Source organism: Kordiimonas sediminis (assembly GCF_014656395.1).
GTDB lineage: Bacteria > Pseudomonadota > Alphaproteobacteria > Sphingomonadales > Kordiimonadaceae > Kordiimonas_A > Kordiimonas_A sediminis.
The window spans coordinates 1,231,243-1,248,926 of the sequence record NZ_BNCI01000001.1 but is presented as its reverse complement, the minus strand read 5'-3'; the positions used below and the strand labels follow the sequence as shown (position 1 = coordinate 1,248,926).

Genomic DNA, 17,684 nt, shown 5'->3' with positions numbered 1-17,684 from the left:
GTCACCGCTACGATTATGCATATTCTTGTCACGTCCCCCATCCCAAGCCATCCACAGAACCACGGCAACAGATCCCGTGTCTTCAAGCTCTGCCAGGCCTTGCAGAGAGAAGGGCATGCGATCCATTTTCTGTATGCGGGTTTTGAAGGGTTGACGCAGGGACAGGAACTGGCAATGCGGGCGGAATGGGACTTTGTGTATGTCTTGCCGCACAAGCCCAAAAAACGGCAGCAGGACGGATCGCGCCCCCATATGATTGACGAATGGTTTATCCCGGAAGTCACTGACACGGTCCAGACTATTTTAAGCAGGTGGAATATCGGCGCAGTGCTTGCCAACTATGCATGGTTTTCCCAGCATCTGGAGAAAGTACCGCCGTCGATCATCAAATACATCGACAGCCACGACCGATTTGCGGACCGACACGAAAAACTGCGGGCGGACGGGATCGCTCCCAGTTGGTTCAGCACAACCAAAAAGGAAGAGGCAAAAGGGTTTGCCCGCGCAGACAGAATTTTCGCCATTCAGGAAGAGGAAGCAGCAGTTTTCGAATCTTACTGCCCTGTGCCAGTTGATGTGGTCGGCCATTTCCTGGATGCACAGTTTATCGACCGTCCATACGGTGCGACCAAAGGCCAGAAGCTGAAAGCAGGCTTTATGGCAAGCGATAATGCCATCAACAGACGCACGATGGCTGATCTCTGCTCTGCACTTAAAGAATTTCCTGAACTGGACAGTGTGTATGACTTCCATATTGCCGGGGCAATCTGTTCGTGTGAAGAAACAGCCCACCCTGCATTTATCAAACACGGTTTTGTCGCTGACCAGGCGGCCTTTTATGCAGATATGGATCTAGTTCTGAACCCCAACATGGGGGGATCCGGCCTGAAAATAAAATCGGTAGAAGCACTTGGCTTTGGCCGCCCACTGATTGCAACCAAAGATGCCATGATCGGCATCCCGACCACGCACCGTCTGCACCAGGTCCCTGACATGCAGTCTTTTTGTAAGGCGCTCTCTGAAATCGCGGGCGACCCCTCAATTCTATCGGGCTTAAACGCCGCTGGCCGGCAAGAGTTTCTTGCCTATCAGGAAAAACAGCGTTCAACACTCAGACGGCTTTTTCCTCAGGACGACACATCCGATGATACGACGGGGAAAGCGCATGGCTGATCAAGAAGCAATTATCATTTTTGCACCGCCACCTGATAGTAAATCAGCAGAGGCCGAAATTGCTCATATCCTGTCCGGTCTTTTTGTGCGCCACTACTCCGTGCACTGGCTGATAGACCAAACCTGCGATATCCATCAATATCGCGGCGGCAATGATGCTTCTGCAATTGGCCCCGACGGCGTTCACTTCACAGACGTATCGGTTCTTGCGGACCCGGACCATCCATTACAGACCGCCAAACGTCTGTTCATCCTGGGCGACAGCAACCACAGTGTTGACTGCCTGCACTATCTGGACGACAGCCCTTGCCTTGTAGTTCTTGCGGCCGTGTCGCTTTTAAAAACTTTCCGCCAGAAAATGCGCGAGGATGCCACATGGCCTCTTGCCTATACCAAGTGGTTAAAATCCCTGGATACTGCGGCGACACATGCACTTGCGACAACTCTTGAAAACCATAAACGCTATGCGGAAACATCAGATAGTATGATGTCCGGCTTGTCGCTTCTGCCTGAAACAGCAGTTATTGCAACCTTCACGTCTGACCAGATCGCTTTGCTGGATTACGGCGCGAACGGCACCCCTGCACTCATCTATTCAGACATGACCCTGCCCGCTGTTCGCTGTGCTGAGACCAAAGCCCCACAAAGCGCGCAGGGAAGCTGGACTGTTTGGGCACGGGGCGACAGCAAGTCTGTCCGGACGATTGAACAGTCCGCAAAGGCCCTACTGTCCTTTGGTGTGCATATGAATGTGATCTGGCTACCCGTAGGCAGTTTACCGCCTTCTGTGACAGAAATACCAACACCTGATATTATCATTGATTTCACAGATGCTACTACCTATGCCTTTGGCCTACTTGCCAATCACGCAAGACGAAACGGCATTCCGCTAATTTGTCATTGCGCCGGTTGGGCCGCAGATATCAGTGCGGCTGCAGCTATTAAACTGCGATCTGCTGAGGACGTACATGCACTAACCGCTGCGTTAAGCGTACTGACAACTCAGCCTGATGTTTATCGTTATTTTGCAAAACCATCCCTTGTGGAAGAAGAGACCGAAAAAGCAACCGATCGCTGGCTGAATTGTCTGCACAATCTGTCTGCGCCTGTTACCCCCCTGATCAGTCCACCGATCCAACCTGATGTTTTGTCGCTGGACAGCCTGCCCAGTGCCGCTCTCTCGCCAGATACAATTGACGGGAAAGCCATCCTTGTTGGCACCCTGCCTGGACGGTCAATTCTTATGGCGGTCTGGCCCAATATTGACTGGTCTTCCTGTGCAATATTTTTGCCCGCAGCCGCAGCGTGGCACCTAAGCAGGAAGCTGCGTTTTCCTGCACCGCTACTGCCGCAAAGATTGGGGTTTGAAAGCTGCCTACTTCAAGACATAAACGACCTGTCCCCGTTTCTACCTTTCCTTCAGGGCCATGGGAACTGTGTTTACATGCTGCCAAAGGGGGACGAGGACGACATAGCCCACCCCAAGACCGAATCAACCACCGCTCCCTGTTTCAAAACAACATTTGGATTTCAAAGTGACGCACTTGCCGATTTTGATCGGCTTATGGGGTTTGATGCATCCATTGGCGCCGCCTGGCATTTAAACTTTCTTGCCCATCAACTGGATACCGTCTTTTTGATGGCTGGCCTTAGCCACATCACGATAAAGACTGGGCTGGAAAGTCACTCTATTGTGGTAAAAAACGGTAGCCATTCGCAGCTTCTGGAAATAGGGCAGCCGATAATAGTGCCCAAAGGTCCACACGACCTGTTATCGTTCGGTCTATCCGCAACCGACCGCATCACAGGCAAACCGCTTTCACCGCGTGAACTTCTGCAGTTGTTCACGACCAGTCCCCTTGAACTTGCATGGTACCGGGAGTAATTTCCAGCATGGCTCAGAAACAGAACTCACCAATCAGTGCAAAAAGTGGCTTTTCCAAAGCCGCCATAGACTATGTGGATACGCTCCTTGAGGCACAAGCAGAACTGTTCAGCGCCACTACGGCCTTACGGGATCAGAGAGCGACACGATTCGCCCTGCCGGCAAAACCATCATCCTCCAGTTATGATGTTGAATTTGATAGCTTTCGAGGATTCGGCTGGTCTGACGTAGCCTATGGCCGCGCCCATACGCCCTACCGCTGGATGGGACGTGTCGCAACCCTGATGGTCTATAATCAACTCTCAGCGGGGGGTAGGCTTCAAATTGATGGGTTTAAAGTCAAACGCAGACGTTTTCTGAAAGGACTAACCATCTGGATGGATGACTACCCAGTTACCGGCACGGTAAAACGCACGGGCCTGTCCAGTTGGCAATTTACCGGCGATATACCCGCGCTAGATTCCGACAAAACAGCATTTCATCTGCTGCGTTTTGAAAGTCCCGGCCATGCCAAACTATCCAGCGGTGAAGAATCACCCCATGTCAGTTTGGGTGTTTCCAGGATCAAAATAGAACCGCATCAATAACGCGGCACCAATGGCCGGCATTCTGTATTATTTCTTTCCCTTGTGGATCAGTTCGTCTGATTTCGTGACAAGCGATCCACTCATATTCACATGCAGCCCAAGTCGGTCAATCAGTTCCCGTCTGTAGGATAGCGCGGCCGATTCCAGGTTAGGAATTGACCGATAGTGTTCGCCGTAATCCAGTTCTTTCAGTTCTTTGGCAGGTTTCTGCCCGATAAACTGAGCGATACCTTCTATTACCCTTGCTGGACTTTCGACGAGCTCTTCCAGTGAGATCATTTTTACATGCGGCAATGTCGACGTGAAACGTTCGAGACGCTCTTCCACTGTTACCATTCGGTGCATAACAAGATTGGCAGCATGGAAATTGACCTTGCGCCGCATTTTCAGCTCTTTACGTTCCTTTGGGATCATGTCCCACGGCGAACGGCTTGGTTGCCGCGCCATAAGATTATGGATCGCAGCCTGCATCATTTTATCGCGACGGCTAAAATAGATAACCTTGGCATTTGTCTCTTTCAGCCACTGCTGCATACGTCTGGCTGACAGACTGGTCTGCTTTTGCAGAAGTTTCCAGACGTCTGTCTGTATAATCATGGAAACGCGCTGCCCCGGAGACTGCGCCAGTACTTCATCCAAATAGCGCGCGGCATTAAAATGATCCATGGCAGGCACAAGATTCATAAGTGCCTTGCCAAAATATTCTTTCGGATACGGCAGGCCGTTGGCCTCCATCGTTCGCGCGAGGAATTCAACATCACTACCCGGTGTAGATAGAATAACGATCGGGGCGCGTTTCTTTATTTTTGAATGTGCGTAAACCGGCACCTTCACCGGTCGCTGTGCGCAAGATGGCCCAAGCTGATATATCATGGAATACACACTGACTTCCGGGTAGGCCGAACGCAGGGCTTTCACCTGTGCCCATTCACCGTGCAAGGCGAACACAAAAACACGCTTTATTCCTTCTGGCAGCGAGGAAAGCGCAGCATCCGGCGTCACATGCCGGGCCTGAAGTGTGTCGGCATCAAGAGGCAGATGATCAAAAAGCACCTGATCCATCACTAATACGTCGGTATCCTCGAACCGTTTGATCAGGGTGGGCCATTTCCAGCAATCGAAACTGAAAACCAGTTTCTTGAACAAGCTATCATCGCTCTTGGGCATTCTTTTTCCTTCTAAACGAACGCTGCCGACTGTGGCACATTGCTTACGTGATTTCCACTATCTGATCTATTGCCTGATCATCGCAGCCCCGGCATAGATTTTCACTAGCATACAAATGGCGGCCGGTCTGCGGAAACGGGATATGAGCCCCCTTACCGCGGTCACCCTGCGATATTCTGGCGTGCCACGCTTTCGCACTTTGCATATACGCCTGCCTGTCGCCCGATGTTTCTATCGCATAGTCAATTTTATCGTCGCTGCGCTCTTGCTGTCGCCAGCTCATACCAGACCCGGTTTCACGGGTTAGTGAACTGTCCCGCAAAAGACCCGTATATAACCAGTGCTGCATAGCATAGAGGCCCCGCGGCCCATACAGCGCCTGTAGTCTTCCTAAATATTCTGAATCTGCCGATATCCGTACGCTATCGAAATAGCCCATATCCCGCAGAACAGGCTCCCGCCTAATCATCAGGCTGATCGCGGCCATGCGAAATTCTCTGCCGCCAATAAGTGCCGTCCGTCCATCTTCAAACACACGGCGCCACTGAACCGTTGTTGCCATACGGTGTGGCCGGGATTTAATTGCCGCCATTTGGAGTAATATACGGTCCGGGTGGGATGTATCATCACTGTCATGAAATGCAATAAACTCACCGTCAGCATGACGCATGCACCAATTTTTTGACCAGTAGGTACCATGATTAACCGGGGACTGGAAAACCCGCATACGACCCGCAAACTCCTGTCTCAGCTTTGCGAGGATCTGCGGTGTTTCATCTGTGCTGGCATCATCAATGACCATTAAAGTCAGGTTGGCGTGGCTTTGTGCCATCACGGACCTGACCGCTTTTTCAATATGCGGCCCCGTGTTGTAGGCAGTCATTATGACGGTTACTTTGTCATCAGCGCACGTATGACCAAACGTCATAAGGCGCTGCCGCTCTCGCTCAAGCAACGAACGCCCCAAATCAGACAGAAAAGCATGGCGGCTGTCTATCAGATACGCCAATGGGCTCTGAAAGAGTTTCTTCAGCTTACGAAGTGCACGCGCCATTTCTGCCCGGTCTTTCTAGAGATTAAGGACCACACCTGCTGACAAGGCCAGCTGATACAGAATTGAAACAATCTCGGACGCAATCTGGATATTCTTGGTGGCAACCCGAGGCAGGACAAATATCTCATCCCCTTCAACAAGCTTGATACGCTTACTGTCCAGATCACCATTGCGCACCTTCACAAAGGTACCGTCCCGGTGCAGGATCAGGACATTGGCAGACCGGCTGTTCTGCGTGAACCCACCAGAGGCCTTGATATAATCCTCAACCGTCTGACCCGGTTTAAATGCCATGGCGGTTGGGAATAAGACATCACCGTGAACCATGATCAGATTGCTCTGACGTGGTATTTTAATGATGTCGCCAGCTTCCAGCAAAATATCATTTTTGCGGGACGACGTACCAAGGAGAACCTGGCCTGTGTGCTCCACCTGCCGTGCACGGTCCACCCACTGCATAATCAGTTCGGCTTCCTGTGCCCTGAGGTTGGCTTCGCCTTCTGTTTCTGATCTGGCCGTCAAAACACTGTTTTCCAGTGCCCGCAACTGCGCCGACAATGTTTCTTTCTGTCTTGCCTTCACACTTTCCCGGAACAGCTGGGCTGCTTCCGGCTGTGCATTGGGGCCATATTCAATCATATTCAAGAGCGTTCCAAGACGCGCCCCGTAGGGTAGAACAAATTCCTGATCGGAAAGATGCTCCCCTTCCACACGAACCGAGATAGTACCCGGCTGCTTGTCAGACGTTACTTCGAGAACATCCCCAGGATACACGGCCACTTTATACGCCTGATCCAGTGGCAAATAATCAACACGTGTATTCTTCAGATTATTTCTGGAAATTCTGACGTGAGTGGCAGACGGCTTGAGCCCCGCCATATCAAGCAGTTTGCCCGCCTCAATAAAGTCAGACTCAAATTCAAATATTGCTGGCGTATGCACATTCCCCAACACACCGATCTGTGACTGGACCCGCCCGACAACGATCGTGTCACCATCAAGGATCTGGAATACCGGCATTTTTCCGGTCAGGATAAAATCATAGAGGTTGACCGTACGGAATGTTTCACCGCCACGGATAACCTTGATATCCAGGAATGACCCTCTGGCCGGATCAATGCCGCCTGCCTGATCCAGGAAAAACAAAACGCTGTCAGAGGAATGACCCGCAAAAAGACCCGGCTGGCGCACAAAACCGGTGACAAAAACTTTGACCGGCTCTGCCCCTTCCAGACTCGCATAAACGCCAACATTTTTCTTGTACACGCTGGTGATAGAACTACTGATAACTTTGTTCAAATCGCCGTTTTTGACGCCCTGAACCTGCACAGGACCTACCCTTGGGATAAAAACATTTCCCTGCGCATCAACCGTTAACTGGCCAGCAAATTCAAAGCCACCCCACATCTGAAGCTGCAGCGTATCACCGACAGAGATTTCATAAGACGGGTTAAACCCGATGAAAGACTGATTAGCGAACTGCCCTGTGAAGATACTGTCGCCAAAAACACTATCGCTCTTCTGATCATCAATCTGGACCGGCTGATTTGATGGCAAGTCCAGAGATTGCTCCGGCGGGGTGCTCTGTGCCGAAACCGTTGACCAGCCGGCCAGGCCCGCGAAGACCAGCATACAAAGTCCGAGCACACGGAAGATTTGTTTTACCCCATTGAATAAATTACGCATCCCGATGCTCCCGAATAGTTGCGATAGTCATCACCATAATTCCGTATATCAAACTTAAAATAACCAGCAGAGTAGCAAGATTATAAAGCTTTCTTGGATATAACGCCTCGTCTGCAGTAACCGGCTTTTCTACTACGACAAGATGTTTGATTTTGCGAAATGACTCCACCCGCGCCTGCTCATACCCCGCCAGCGTCGTCTGGTATAAGTCTGTGGCAAACTGCAGCGACAATTCCTTTTCCCGGTACATTGCGTTCAAATCACTGAGAGCCTGATCATCCATGACATCTGTCATGCGCTTGCGTTCTTCGCTAAGCTGTCTTTCCACTGCGTCAATTCTATCTCGAACAACCACGACATCTGATGCTTCGGGGTTCATATAGGATAACAGCGTCTTTTCCTCGGCCCGCAAACGCACCAGCTCTGCATCAAGTTCATTAACAACAGTTTGCACGGCGGCACTTGTTTGTTCCGGATCAAGCAAGGAATATGTATTCTGAAACTTCAGGATATCCTGCTGCGCCGCATGTAGCGCATCCTTACTCCGGGTCAATTCACGGGTAACGAACTCTGTCTCCTGCTCGGCGATCTGCTGGCTGATACGGTTGATGAACGTCTCTGACTCACTGACAATCTCTTCGATCAGCATTTTGGAATATTCCGGGGTAAAGGCCTGCCCTTCCACCGTCAGGATAGAACTTTCCGGGTCCAGGGTTAGTTTTAACCGACTATGAAAATATTCCAGAAAGTCTTCATCCGTTGCATCATCATCAAGACGGGAAACAATATCCCAGTCCTTGGCGCTGAAATGCTGTTTCAAACCAATTTTCGCATCGAGGTGTGCCAGCATATCCTTGGACAAAATATACTGCTGGACCAGAAGCGCATCCTGTCGTTCGCTGGACGCACCCATCAGACTGGTCAGCGCGGAAACGGGCATGGCACCACCACGGACCTGTTTGACATAAATCTGCGTAACGGTTGCATACCGGTCAGATGCATAAACCCCGTAATATAAAGCGGCCAGAAGAACCGTAAATACCACATAGCGATACCCACCAAGGCTGGAGAGCATGCCCATAAATCCGGACTGCCTTGAACCTTTTGTAGATTCTGAAAATCTACTGGCTACGGCACTGCGTAATTTTTCCAACCCTGTCTGCATTAAGACCCCATTTTGTATCTACAGATTTTCATACCTGAAAATCGCACGATCGATACTTTCGTAAAATTCTGCCCTTCCATATGCAAGCAAAATAGCGGCATTGCAATGGCGGCGTACTACATTCATAGAATGTGACACAAGTATGATGTTGGCAGATTCTCTTTTCGCGTCGAGGGCTTCTTCACACTTTTTACGAAAAGAAACATCACCAACCGACATAATTTCATCCAAAAGATAGGTATCGAAATCAAGGCCCATGCTGACAGAAAAATTATATTTTGAACGCATTCCGGAAGAATAGCCGGCTACCGGCAACTCAAAGTTCTGTCCCAGGCCTGAAAATTCTTTCACATATTCCTCAATCGCGCGCGTGTCTTTAATCCCGTGAATGCGACACACAAACCGGACATTCTCCCGCCCCGTCATACTGCGCTGATAACCACTCCCGAGGGCAAGCGGCCAGGAGATATAGCGCTCTGACCGCACTTTACCTTTAGACGGAAAATCAATTCCCCCGATAATACGCAGTAGTGTTGACTTCCCTGCGCCGTTTTCCCCCAGAATTGCGATGTCCCGATCCCCGGGCAATGTCAGGTTCAAATCCTTAAATACATATTTGGGGCCATACCGGGTAGGATAATATTTTGTAAGGTTTTCCAGATGGATCATGTGGCCAGAACCTTCTTCCAGCGTAACCGGTAGGTGGCCAGCGCGACTGTCAGCATACCGATTGTCCAGGCCAATAGATATTCCATATCCGCTACCGGGCTGGTGTAGGCCTGCAACCAATGTTCCCTGATAAATTCATTAAAATGAACAAGCGGATTATACGCCAGCCACGAACGGTACGGCTCCGGAATAGTTGACATCGGGAAAAACACAGCCGACAAAATCATCAACGGCATACTGATAAGCGATATGACCTTCTGAATTTCCTGCGTAATTTCGGATAAAATGCATGCCAGAATGCCAAACCCTGCTGCAAATAGCCACAGAAGAAAACAGTATCCAAACACACCCAAAAAGTCTTTTGGAACCGGATCAAACCCAAGCCACAGGAATATCAACCCGATAATAGTTCCCACAACAAAGAAAAGCGCCCCTTCGGACAGGGTCCGGGCAAGAAACACATCAAACAGTTTTACCTGCCTAAACCCGATCAGCTGTTTGGCAGACCCCAGCGCATTCATATTGTTGCGCATGGTTGAATTCCACAAAAGCCTAAACGGCAGGAAACCGGCAAAAATAAAGATTGGCGGTTCGGCATAGCCAAATTCGCCCCGTCCGCGCGCACCGAACAAGAGGATGAAAACCCCCATCATCAGAAGCGGTTCAAGCACCAACCAAATATTGCCAAAAGTGTATCCGGAAAAGCGGCCGCTCATTTCCCGAAGGAAAATGGCGAACACAACATCTTTTTGGATTGCAAGAGTGGATCTTGCGCGCATGGAGTGTCCCTACTCTAACCGGAAATTCCGTCCAAGGTTAGACCCTAGGCTTCTTCTTCATGCTTGTAAAGGCCCGCAAAAGTTCCGTCTTCATTCACAACCACTAGGAATTTCACTTCATCAGACCGAAGCATTGTTTCTGCATCATCAACAATCTGACCACGCTTAATGATTGAGAAATCCTGGCTCATACACTGGCTTGCAGATACTTCGCGAATACGGCGCGTAACTCGCAGGGCAACGGCCAATTGACCCTTGGTAACGATACCCACAGGCTTTCTCTGTTCGTCCACCACAACCGCGACACCGGCAGGACCACCCGCCATTTCCGCCGCCAATTCCAAAAGCACCATCGTGGGCGGTACCGTTGGGACAGAGTTGGAAAGCATAACGTCTTCCACCTTCTTCAACAGACGCCGACCAAGCGAGCCGCCTGGATGATAGCGGGCGAAATCCTTGGCATGGAATTGACGGAGCTGCATCAGGGAGAGTGCAAGCGCATCGCCCATGACTGTTGTCACCACAATGGATGTCGTCGGCACCAGATTGTTCGGGCACACTTCTTCGGCGATTGGAATTTCCAAAACAACATCAGCGGCCCGCCCCAATGTGGAACTTTTCGCACCCGTAATAGCAATGATCTTGTTACCGAACGCCTTCAGGGACGGCAGCAACTGAATAATCTCGGACGTTTCGCCAGAATAAGAAATCAAAAGAAGCGAGTCGTCCTTGGTTACCATACCCAGATCGCCGTGCGATGCTTCCGCCGGATGCAGGAAGAAGGATGGTGTACCCGTGGAAGCAAGCGTCGCAGAGATCTTGCGGGCAACATGTCCCGATTTCCCCATGCCGATGACAATCATATGACCATGCGTGTTCAGCGACAGGCGGATTGCCTCGCGGTACGCATTTTCATCAAATGTCTGGGAAAGTCTCTCAAGCGCCTGACCCTGCTTCAGGAAGGCTGCGCCTATATTATTTATGGTTTCTGTCAGATCTGCCTTAACAGTATTTGGAAGTTCTAGAACATTAGTGTCTGAAGAAGTCTTCATAAACTGTCCTCAATTGTATTTTTATCTTTGCTTTATTACCAACAACGCATTGAAATAAAATATAATTCCAGCATTGTAAAAATGACGCCTGAAGGCTGGCAAAAAATTTCCGGGAAAGTAGCACACCCACCTTAGTGGTACAACTATCCTGTCAAATTTTAGTCTTCACTCCTACGCAAAAACAGATCCACGACTTAGTGACTTGTCGCTTGCCACACGACACGTCGACCTTTTGCAATACGAAACATGTACACAAGATGAACGCCGTAACCCCAATTCAAATACCAATAGAGAATCGCATCCAATCCGTCAACGGCTCACATGGGATTTACCCCTCTGATCCCAACATATAGTGGCAATAGTATGGCTCAAATGAAACAGTTTAACCCTACAGCGCGTAAGCACACCCGCAATTAGTCACCGTGCACACAGGAAACAAATTGAACCCAAGGCCTGCTTTTGATACAGATCACAAAACCCACACTATGGTGGAACAATCAGCCGTGACCATAAAGTCAGACCCAGCACATCCTACCGTAAATACCCCCAGGTCTTTCCTGTTTCTGCAGGGGATGCCAACACCCTTTTTTCAGGAAATCGGGGATCGACTTGCCCGTGCTGGTCACCATGTACACAAAGTTCACTATACTGCCGGGGATGCTTTGTTTTGGCGTAACTTGCCTGCAACCCGTTTCACTGGCACTTCAGATACTCTTGCCGGGTTCTACCGCAACATTATCGACCAGCATCAAGTAGACACGCTTATCCTTTTTGGAGACTGCCGCGAAATCCACCTGCCTGCTATTGAAGAAGCCAAACAACGCGGGCTAACGCTCTACGTCTGTGAAGAAGGCTATATCCGTCCAGGCTGGATTACCTTTGAAAAAGGCGGCAGTAATAACAAATCAAACATGCCCCGCACCCTGACAGGTATCAGAGCCATCCTTCAAACTCTAACGCGTACGCAAGAGAAGGCAAACGCTCAAAACGACTTGGGTGACAGCCTTGCCCATATTGACGTTTTTAACCCACAGCGCACCTACGGCAACCCGATGCCAGCGCGGGTACGGATGGACCTGATGAATATCGCCGCCAGCCTTCTTAATCCAGTTCTGTATCCGGCTTACAAAACGCATCGGCCAGAGACAAAAGCACAGGAAGCATGGGGCTGGATCAAAAAACTGGCAAATGCTCCGTTCATAAAAAACCATCACAGCCAACTGGCAAAACGGTATGAACTAACGGAAACAGACTTCTTTCTTGTACCGCTCCAACTGAACTCAGACTACCAGATACGGGCGAACTCCTCCTATGCATCTGTGACCGATTTTATAGAGGAGATTTTGCAGTCGTTCGCAGTACATGCGAAGGGGAAGGACAGGCTCCTTATTAAACTGCATCCCCTTGACAATGGCCGCATCAATTACGCCCGCTTCATTCAAAGGCATGCAAAAGCACACGGCATCTCTGACAGGGTTGATTTTCTAATTGGTGGCAATCTTGAAGAAATTCTATCCAACTGCAAAGGTGTTGTGCTAGTCAACAGCACCACAGGGTTTGCAGCTTTACGTCATTTAAAGCCTGTGAAAGTTACAGGCCGTGCGTTCTACGACATGGCAGACATCACATTCAGCGGCACACTTGATGAATTCTGGACCAGTGCGACTGCCCCTGCAAAAGAGGATATCAAGGACTTTATGAAAGTCGTCATTGCAACAACACAAATCCCCGGTGATTTATTCACGCACGAAGGGCTTACAGTCGCTGCCGACGCTGCTGTAACCAGACTGCTTGCTGACAGGCAATCCTTGCAAATAACAGATCAGCAGAAGGCAGACATATCGCTATGATTGCCGCCATTTTTATTTTCCTGATCCTGTTTCCGTTTTTGCAGGAACCTTTTATCCGGACCAGTTACGGCGACTGTACCCGTTCTCGCGCTTTTTATATCCTGACACCGCTTGTTTCCGTTGCGCTCTATACAATCTTCGCGCTGATCACCAGTTTACCGCTTCTAAGTCTTGCGCTCTATCTGCTGATATTCACAGGCTTTGCAGCCATCTCGAACACCAAAGAACGGGTGTTAAAGATGCCTTTTGTGCTGCATGATTTTGAAAACCTAAGGCACCTTCGCATTTATCCGGAATTTTATATCGCTTATGTCGGGTCACCGATCCTGATTTTCCTTAGCCTCTTGTTCGCTGGTCTTGTCATCGCCGCCTACATGCTTGAAACGCCCTATGCTGCCATGCAGTCAAGCATACCCCCTGTAGCCTTGTGGGGTCTGGGGATTGGTGCACTTTGGGTAAGTGTCAAAGTAGGCCGCAATGCTCTCCTGAGATGGATGCAGAACAAAACGCCCGAGATGTTTGATCTGACACTGGACCCTTGCCGCGATGTCGCCCGACACGGCATGTACGGTGCACTTTTTCTATATGGTCTGTGCTGGTTCATACCGCACAAAAAACTGCCCGCCCCCAAGGAACAAGATGAAGATGTGCTGCCTGCATCGAGCCAGTACGAAAACAACGGACAAAAACTTGCAGACCTGATCGCCATACAGGGCGAGTCATTCTTTGATCTGAACCGGTATTTTTCAACTGACCATGTGGGCTCGGGCGAAAGCTGGGAAACACTCAACCGATTAGCTGCAGCTGGTGTCCATATTGAAGCTGTCGATGTGCCAGCATGGGGTGCCTATACCATGCAAACGGAATTTTCCTTCCTGACCGGATGCCCAATTAAAACTCTGGGTGTCGATTTTTTAAATCCGTACATCCGAACTGCCTCTACCCCGGTACAGTCCATTGCCCACAAGCTTAAAGCCATGGGCTATAAAACAGTTTGCATTCACCCTGCAAAAAAAGAATTTTACCGTCGGGATACCGTGATCCCCAATCTGGGGTTTGACGAGTTCATCGACTTGCAGGAAATCAGCGATCCTCAGTATTTTGGCCCCTACGTAAGTGATGCATGCCTGACGGACACTATCGAGCAAGTTATATCCGGGCTAAGACAAAACAGTGACCAGCCTATTTTTATTTTTGCCATCTCAATCGAAAGCCACGGCCCCTGGCTTGCGGGTCGATTGGCTGAGCATATCGACGAAGCGGCCGCCATGCAGGCCACGCCGTCAGATGATCAGGAATTTAGCCTCTATCAGGTTCACATGGATAATCTGATGGGGATGTTTGACAGGCTGTCCATACAGTCCAGTCATACGGACCGCCCTCGTCTCGTTGCCATGTATGGAGATCATATGCCTGCACTTGGTCCTGCGTTCGACCGGGCAGGGTTTTCAGACATTGCAACCAACTATCTTGTTTGGCACTCTGACAAGCCTGTTGACGGCGTGTCCCGAATGGATATCACAGCGTTTGGTGACTTCCTTTTGAAAACCCTCCGCACCTGATTTCCCAGATGCTTTCATGCTGGACTGCACACATGGCAGGCTAGCCAGCGCCAGACCGAAAAAAAGCCGTGACAGGAAGACTGGCATTCAGTCACATCACCGTCACGGCTTTTTCGTTTTCTCTAAGTGGCAGTGCTCTCGCCGAACTTAGCCACCATTTCTGGATAGATAGTTATTGTCCTCCAGATATGCGATAACCTTGTCAGCGCATTCCTCGGCAGACATTTTATCCGTCTCCAGATGGATTTCAGCGTTTTCTGGTCTTTCATACGGGCTATCAAAGCCGGTGAAATTCTTGATCTCCCCTGCCTTGGCCTTTTTGTACAGCCCTTTAGGGTCACGCTCGGCGCAAATTTCGATCGGGGTGTCAACAAACACCTCAATGAACTCGCGGTCTTCAACCAACTTGCGTACCATTTGCCGTTCTGAACGGAAAGGAGAGATAAAGCTGGTCAGGACCATAAGCCCTGCATCCACCATCAGTCTGGACACTTCCCCAATTCGGCGGATATTCTCCACCCGGTCAGCGTCTGTAAAACCAAGATCCTTATTCAGACCGTGGCGCACATTATCGCCGTCCAGCGTATATGTATGCTTGCCCCGACCCAGAAGACGTGCCTCGACAATATTCGCGACCGTTGACTTCCCTGAACCCGACAGGCCTGTGAACCACAGAATTGCAGGCGTCTGCATCTTCAGGTCCGACCGCGCTTCTTTACTGACTTCCATTGCCTGCCAGTGAATATTTGATGCGCGGCGCAGGGCAAAATCAATCATACCGACACCCACCGTTGTGTTGGTCATACGGTCGATAATGATAAAGCTACCCATCTCAGGATTTTCTGCATAGGCATCAAACGCAATCGCACTATCAAGCGACAGGTTACACACACCAATCTCGTTCAAATCCAGCTTCTTCGCCGCGGTATGTTCAAGCGTATTAACATTAACCTTATATTTCAGGGCGGTCACAACGCCTGGAACCTGCTTGTTTGCCGTCTTGATCAAATAGGGACGACCCGGCAGCATGGCATCATCATGCATCCAGATGATTTTCGCTTCAAACTGGTCGGCGACTTCCGGTGGATGATCCGTGCTGGCAAGCACATCGCCGCGCGAAATATCAATCTCATCTTCCAGGGTGATGGTAACTGCCTGGCCTGCGATTGCCGCGTCCAGATCGCCATCATATGTCACAATGGATTTAACCTTGGATACCTTCGCACTCGGCAGGACCTTAACCGTATCACCTGGTGCAATCGTGCCCCCGGCAATCGTCCCTGAAAAGCCGCGGAAGTCGAGATTAGGGCGGTTTACCCACTGAACCGGCATCCTGAAAGGAGCCAGCTTCCGGGCATCCTCAACGCGAACGTCTTCCAGATACTGCATCAGGGTCGGCCCCTTGTACCAGGGCATATTTTCACTGGTCGTCAGGATATTGTCACCCTTCAGTGCAGAAATTGGGATAGACATGATCTCGTCTATGCCCAACCCCTTTGCAAACTCCCGGTATTCAAGCTCAATATCATTCAGGGTCTTTTGACTATAATCCACCAGGTCCATTTTATTCACCGCGAGGACAACATTCTTAATCCCCAGAAGCGAAACAATGAAACTGTGACGGCGTGTCTGTGTCAGCACGCCGCGTCTGGCATCAATCAATAAAATTGCCAGGTCAGCGGTCGACGCACCGGTCGCCATATTGCGCGTATATTGCTCGTGCCCCGGCGTATCAGCCACAATGAATTTGCGTTTGTCAGTCGAAAAGAAACGGTACGCCACATCAATGGTAATGCCTTGCTCCCGCTCTGCAGCCAAACCGTCCACCAACAAGGCAAAATCGATATCTTCGCCCTGTGTGCCCATTTTCTTACTGTCAGATTCGAGCGCATTTAACTGATCTTCAAAAATCAGCTTAGAATCATACAAAAGACGCCCAATCAGGGTCGATTTGCCATCATCCACGCTGCCACAGGTAATGAACCGCAACAGTGACTTTTCTTCCTGCGCTTTCAGATACGCATCAATATCTTTTTCAATCAGGTCGGACTGGTGTGCCATTAGAAATATCCTTCCTGTTTTTTCTTTTCCATACTGGCGGCGGCATCATGGTCGATGACACGACCCTGACGCTCTGACGTCCGTGTAAGCAGCATTTCCTGAATGATGTCCGTAAGGGTGGCCGCAGACGATTCAACCGCTCCTGTCAGCGGGTAACAGCCCAGTGTACGGAAGCGCACCATACGGTTTTCGACCTTTTCACCGTCCTGCAGCGGCATCCGGTCATCATCAACCATGATCAACTGACCATCCCGTTCCACAACAGGGCGTTCCTTGGCAAAATAGAGCGGTACCATTGGAATATTCTCCAAATGGATATACTGCCAGATGTCCAGCTCAGTCCAGTTGGACAAAGGGAAGACACGGATGCTTTCGCCCTGTGATTTGCGTGTGTTATACAGGGACCACAGCTCTGGGCGTTGACTTTTGGGGTCCCAGCGGTGCTGCGCTGACCGGAAAGAAAAGATACGCTCCTTTGCGCGGCTTTTTTCCTCGTCGCGACGGGCACCACCAAAAGCAGCATCAAAGCCGTATTTATTCAGCGCCTGCTTCAGACCCTGCGTTTTCATAACATCTGTGTGAACCTGACTGCCGTGCGAAAAAGGACCGACGCCCTGATCTACACCTTCCTGATTGATATGAACAATCAGGTCAAGGCCCAGATCAGCACACAGTTTGTCCCGAAACTCGATCATTTCACGAAACTTCCATGTGGTATCCACATGCATTACGGGGAATGGCGGTTTGGATGGGTAAAAGGCCTTCATCGCCAGATGCAGCATCACACTGCTGTCCTTACCAATGGAATATAGCATAACCGGGTTTTCCGCCTCGGCTGCCACTTCGCGCATGATATGAATGCTCTCGGCTTCTAGTCGTTTCAGGTGTGTCAGGTCTGTCATGTAATTTCTTATTCTTAATAATTAAGTTGGCGTAACGTAGTTTAGTCACACATCAATATGGGAGGGTACATACCATATATCAAACTCTGCGA

The 17,684-nt window shown here is 50.0% G+C and carries 14 protein-coding genes; 5 read left to right on the top strand and 9 right to left on the bottom strand.

Annotation, left to right across the window (positions count from 1 at the left end; translation table 11 throughout):
- Positions 1-15: 15 nt before the first annotated feature.
- From IE181_RS05620 to IE181_RS05610, 3 genes are read left to right on the top strand one after another with little or no spacing between them, the layout of a single operon-like run.
- A complete protein-coding gene (locus tag IE181_RS05620; protein ID WP_191250670.1) occupies positions 16-1,173 on the top strand; it encodes a glycosyltransferase in 1,158 nt (385 codons plus the stop codon).
- Positions 1,166-3,058 (top strand): hypothetical protein, encoded by a 1,893-nt coding sequence (locus IE181_RS05615; RefSeq protein WP_191250668.1) that lies wholly within the window; start codon positions 1,166-1,168, stop codon positions 3,056-3,058. Before IE181_RS05620 ends, IE181_RS05615 begins: the two co-directional genes overlap by 8 nt.
- Before the next feature lie 8 nt (positions 3,059-3,066).
- Positions 3,067-3,645, top strand: a complete 579-nt coding sequence (locus tag IE181_RS05610; RefSeq protein ID WP_191250666.1) for a hypothetical protein — start codon at positions 3,067-3,069, stop codon at positions 3,643-3,645.
- 27 nt (positions 3,646-3,672) lie between these two features.
- On the opposite strand, the gene IE181_RS05605 is transcribed toward IE181_RS05610, so the two are convergent.
- The 7 genes from IE181_RS05605 to IE181_RS05575 are packed head-to-tail and all read right to left on the bottom strand — an operon-like array spanning position 3,673 to position 11,217.
- On the bottom strand, positions 3,673-4,812 hold the full coding sequence (locus tag IE181_RS05605) for a hypothetical protein (protein ID WP_191250664.1): 1,140 nt from the start codon (positions 4,810-4,812) through the stop codon (positions 3,673-3,675).
- 43 nt (positions 4,813-4,855) lie between these two features.
- Entirely contained in the window at positions 4,856-5,866 is a 1,011-nt protein-coding gene (locus IE181_RS05600; RefSeq protein WP_191250662.1) for a glycosyltransferase family 2 protein, read from the bottom strand.
- A 15-nt stretch (positions 5,867-5,881) separates the two neighbouring features.
- Positions 5,882-7,552: a polysaccharide biosynthesis/export family protein gene (locus IE181_RS05595; RefSeq protein WP_191250660.1), complete on the bottom strand. Its 1,671-nt coding sequence runs from the start codon at positions 7,550-7,552 to the stop codon at positions 5,882-5,884.
- Entirely contained in the window at positions 7,545-8,717 is a 1,173-nt protein-coding gene (locus IE181_RS05590; RefSeq protein ID WP_191250658.1) for a KpsE/RkpR family capsule polysaccharide export protein, read from the bottom strand. Before IE181_RS05590 ends, IE181_RS05595 begins: the two co-directional genes overlap by 8 nt.
- A gap of 18 nt (positions 8,718-8,735) precedes the next feature.
- Positions 8,736-9,386 carry an ABC transporter ATP-binding protein gene (locus IE181_RS05585; protein ID WP_191250656.1) on the bottom strand — a complete coding sequence of 217 codons (651 nt, stop codon included), beginning with the start codon at positions 9,384-9,386 and terminating at the stop codon, positions 8,736-8,738.
- Positions 9,383-10,165 (bottom strand): ABC transporter permease, encoded by a 783-nt coding sequence (locus IE181_RS05580; protein WP_191250654.1) that lies wholly within the window; start codon positions 10,163-10,165, stop codon positions 9,383-9,385. Before IE181_RS05580 ends, IE181_RS05585 begins: the two co-directional genes overlap by 4 nt.
- 44 nt (positions 10,166-10,209) lie before the next feature.
- Positions 10,210-11,217 carry a KpsF/GutQ family sugar-phosphate isomerase gene (locus IE181_RS05575; protein WP_191250652.1) on the bottom strand — a complete coding sequence of 336 codons (1,008 nt, stop codon included), beginning with the start codon at positions 11,215-11,217 and terminating at the stop codon, positions 10,210-10,212.
- A 440-nt stretch (positions 11,218-11,657) separates the two neighbouring features.
- Here IE181_RS05575 and IE181_RS05570 point away from each other — a divergent pair, with 440 nt between their 5' ends.
- A complete protein-coding gene (locus IE181_RS05570) occupies positions 11,658-13,067 on the top strand; it encodes a capsule polysaccharide biogenesis protein (protein WP_191250650.1) in 1,410 nt (469 codons plus the stop codon).
- Complete coding sequence (locus IE181_RS05565) at positions 13,064-14,629, top strand: LTA synthase family protein (RefSeq protein WP_191250648.1); 1,566 nt, start codon at positions 13,064-13,066, stop codon at positions 14,627-14,629. Before IE181_RS05570 ends, IE181_RS05565 begins: the two co-directional genes overlap by 4 nt.
- 147 nt (positions 14,630-14,776) lie before the next feature.
- Here IE181_RS05565 and cysN read toward each other — a convergent pair whose 3' ends face one another.
- Both cysN and cysD read right to left on the bottom strand, forming a co-directional pair.
- Positions 14,777-16,690 (bottom strand): sulfate adenylyltransferase subunit CysN, encoded by a 1,914-nt coding sequence (gene cysN / locus IE181_RS05560; protein WP_191250646.1) that lies wholly within the window; start codon positions 16,688-16,690, stop codon positions 14,777-14,779.
- Positions 16,690-17,592, bottom strand: coding sequence for a sulfate adenylyltransferase subunit CysD (gene cysD / locus IE181_RS05555; RefSeq protein ID WP_191250644.1), 903 nt, complete (start codon positions 17,590-17,592; stop codon positions 16,690-16,692). Before cysD ends, cysN begins: the two co-directional genes overlap by 1 nt.
- Positions 17,593-17,684: the final 92 nt, after the last annotated feature.

Bases quoted from the DNA above. Each gene is read 5' to 3' on its own strand.
- IE181_RS05620 (WP_191250670.1), top strand. From the start codon at position 16: ATGCATATTCTTGTCACGTCCCCCATCCCAAGCCATCCACAGAACCAC.
- IE181_RS05615 (WP_191250668.1), top strand. From the start codon at position 1,166: ATGGCTGATCAAGAAGCAATTATCATTTTTGCACCGCCACCTGATAGT.
- IE181_RS05610 (WP_191250666.1), top strand. From the start codon at position 3,067: ATGGCTCAGAAACAGAACTCACCAATCAGTGCAAAAAGTGGCTTTTCC.
- IE181_RS05605 (WP_191250664.1), bottom strand. From the start codon at position 4,812: ATGCCCAAGAGCGATGATAGCTTGTTCAAGAAACTGGTTTTCAGTTTC.
- IE181_RS05600 (WP_191250662.1), bottom strand. From the start codon at position 5,866: ATGGCGCGTGCACTTCGTAAGCTGAAGAAACTCTTTCAGAGCCCATTG.
- IE181_RS05595 (WP_191250660.1), bottom strand. From the start codon at position 7,552: ATGCGTAATTTATTCAATGGGGTAAAACAAATCTTCCGTGTGCTCGGA.
- IE181_RS05590 (WP_191250658.1), bottom strand. From the start codon at position 8,717: ATGCAGACAGGGTTGGAAAAATTACGCAGTGCCGTAGCCAGTAGATTT.
- IE181_RS05585 (WP_191250656.1), bottom strand. From the start codon at position 9,386: ATGATCCATCTGGAAAACCTTACAAAATATTATCCTACCCGGTATGGC.
- IE181_RS05580 (WP_191250654.1), bottom strand. From the start codon at position 10,165: ATGCGCGCAAGATCCACTCTTGCAATCCAAAAAGATGTTGTGTTCGCC.
- IE181_RS05575 (WP_191250652.1), bottom strand. From the start codon at position 11,217: ATGAAGACTTCTTCAGACACTAATGTTCTAGAACTTCCAAATACTGTT.
- IE181_RS05565 (WP_191250648.1), top strand. From the start codon at position 13,064: ATGATTGCCGCCATTTTTATTTTCCTGATCCTGTTTCCGTTTTTGCAG.
- cysN (WP_191250646.1), bottom strand. From the start codon at position 16,690: ATGGCACACCAGTCCGACCTGATTGAAAAAGATATTGATGCGTATCTG.
- cysD (WP_191250644.1), bottom strand. From the start codon at position 17,592: ATGACAGACCTGACACACCTGAAACGACTAGAAGCCGAGAGCATTCAT.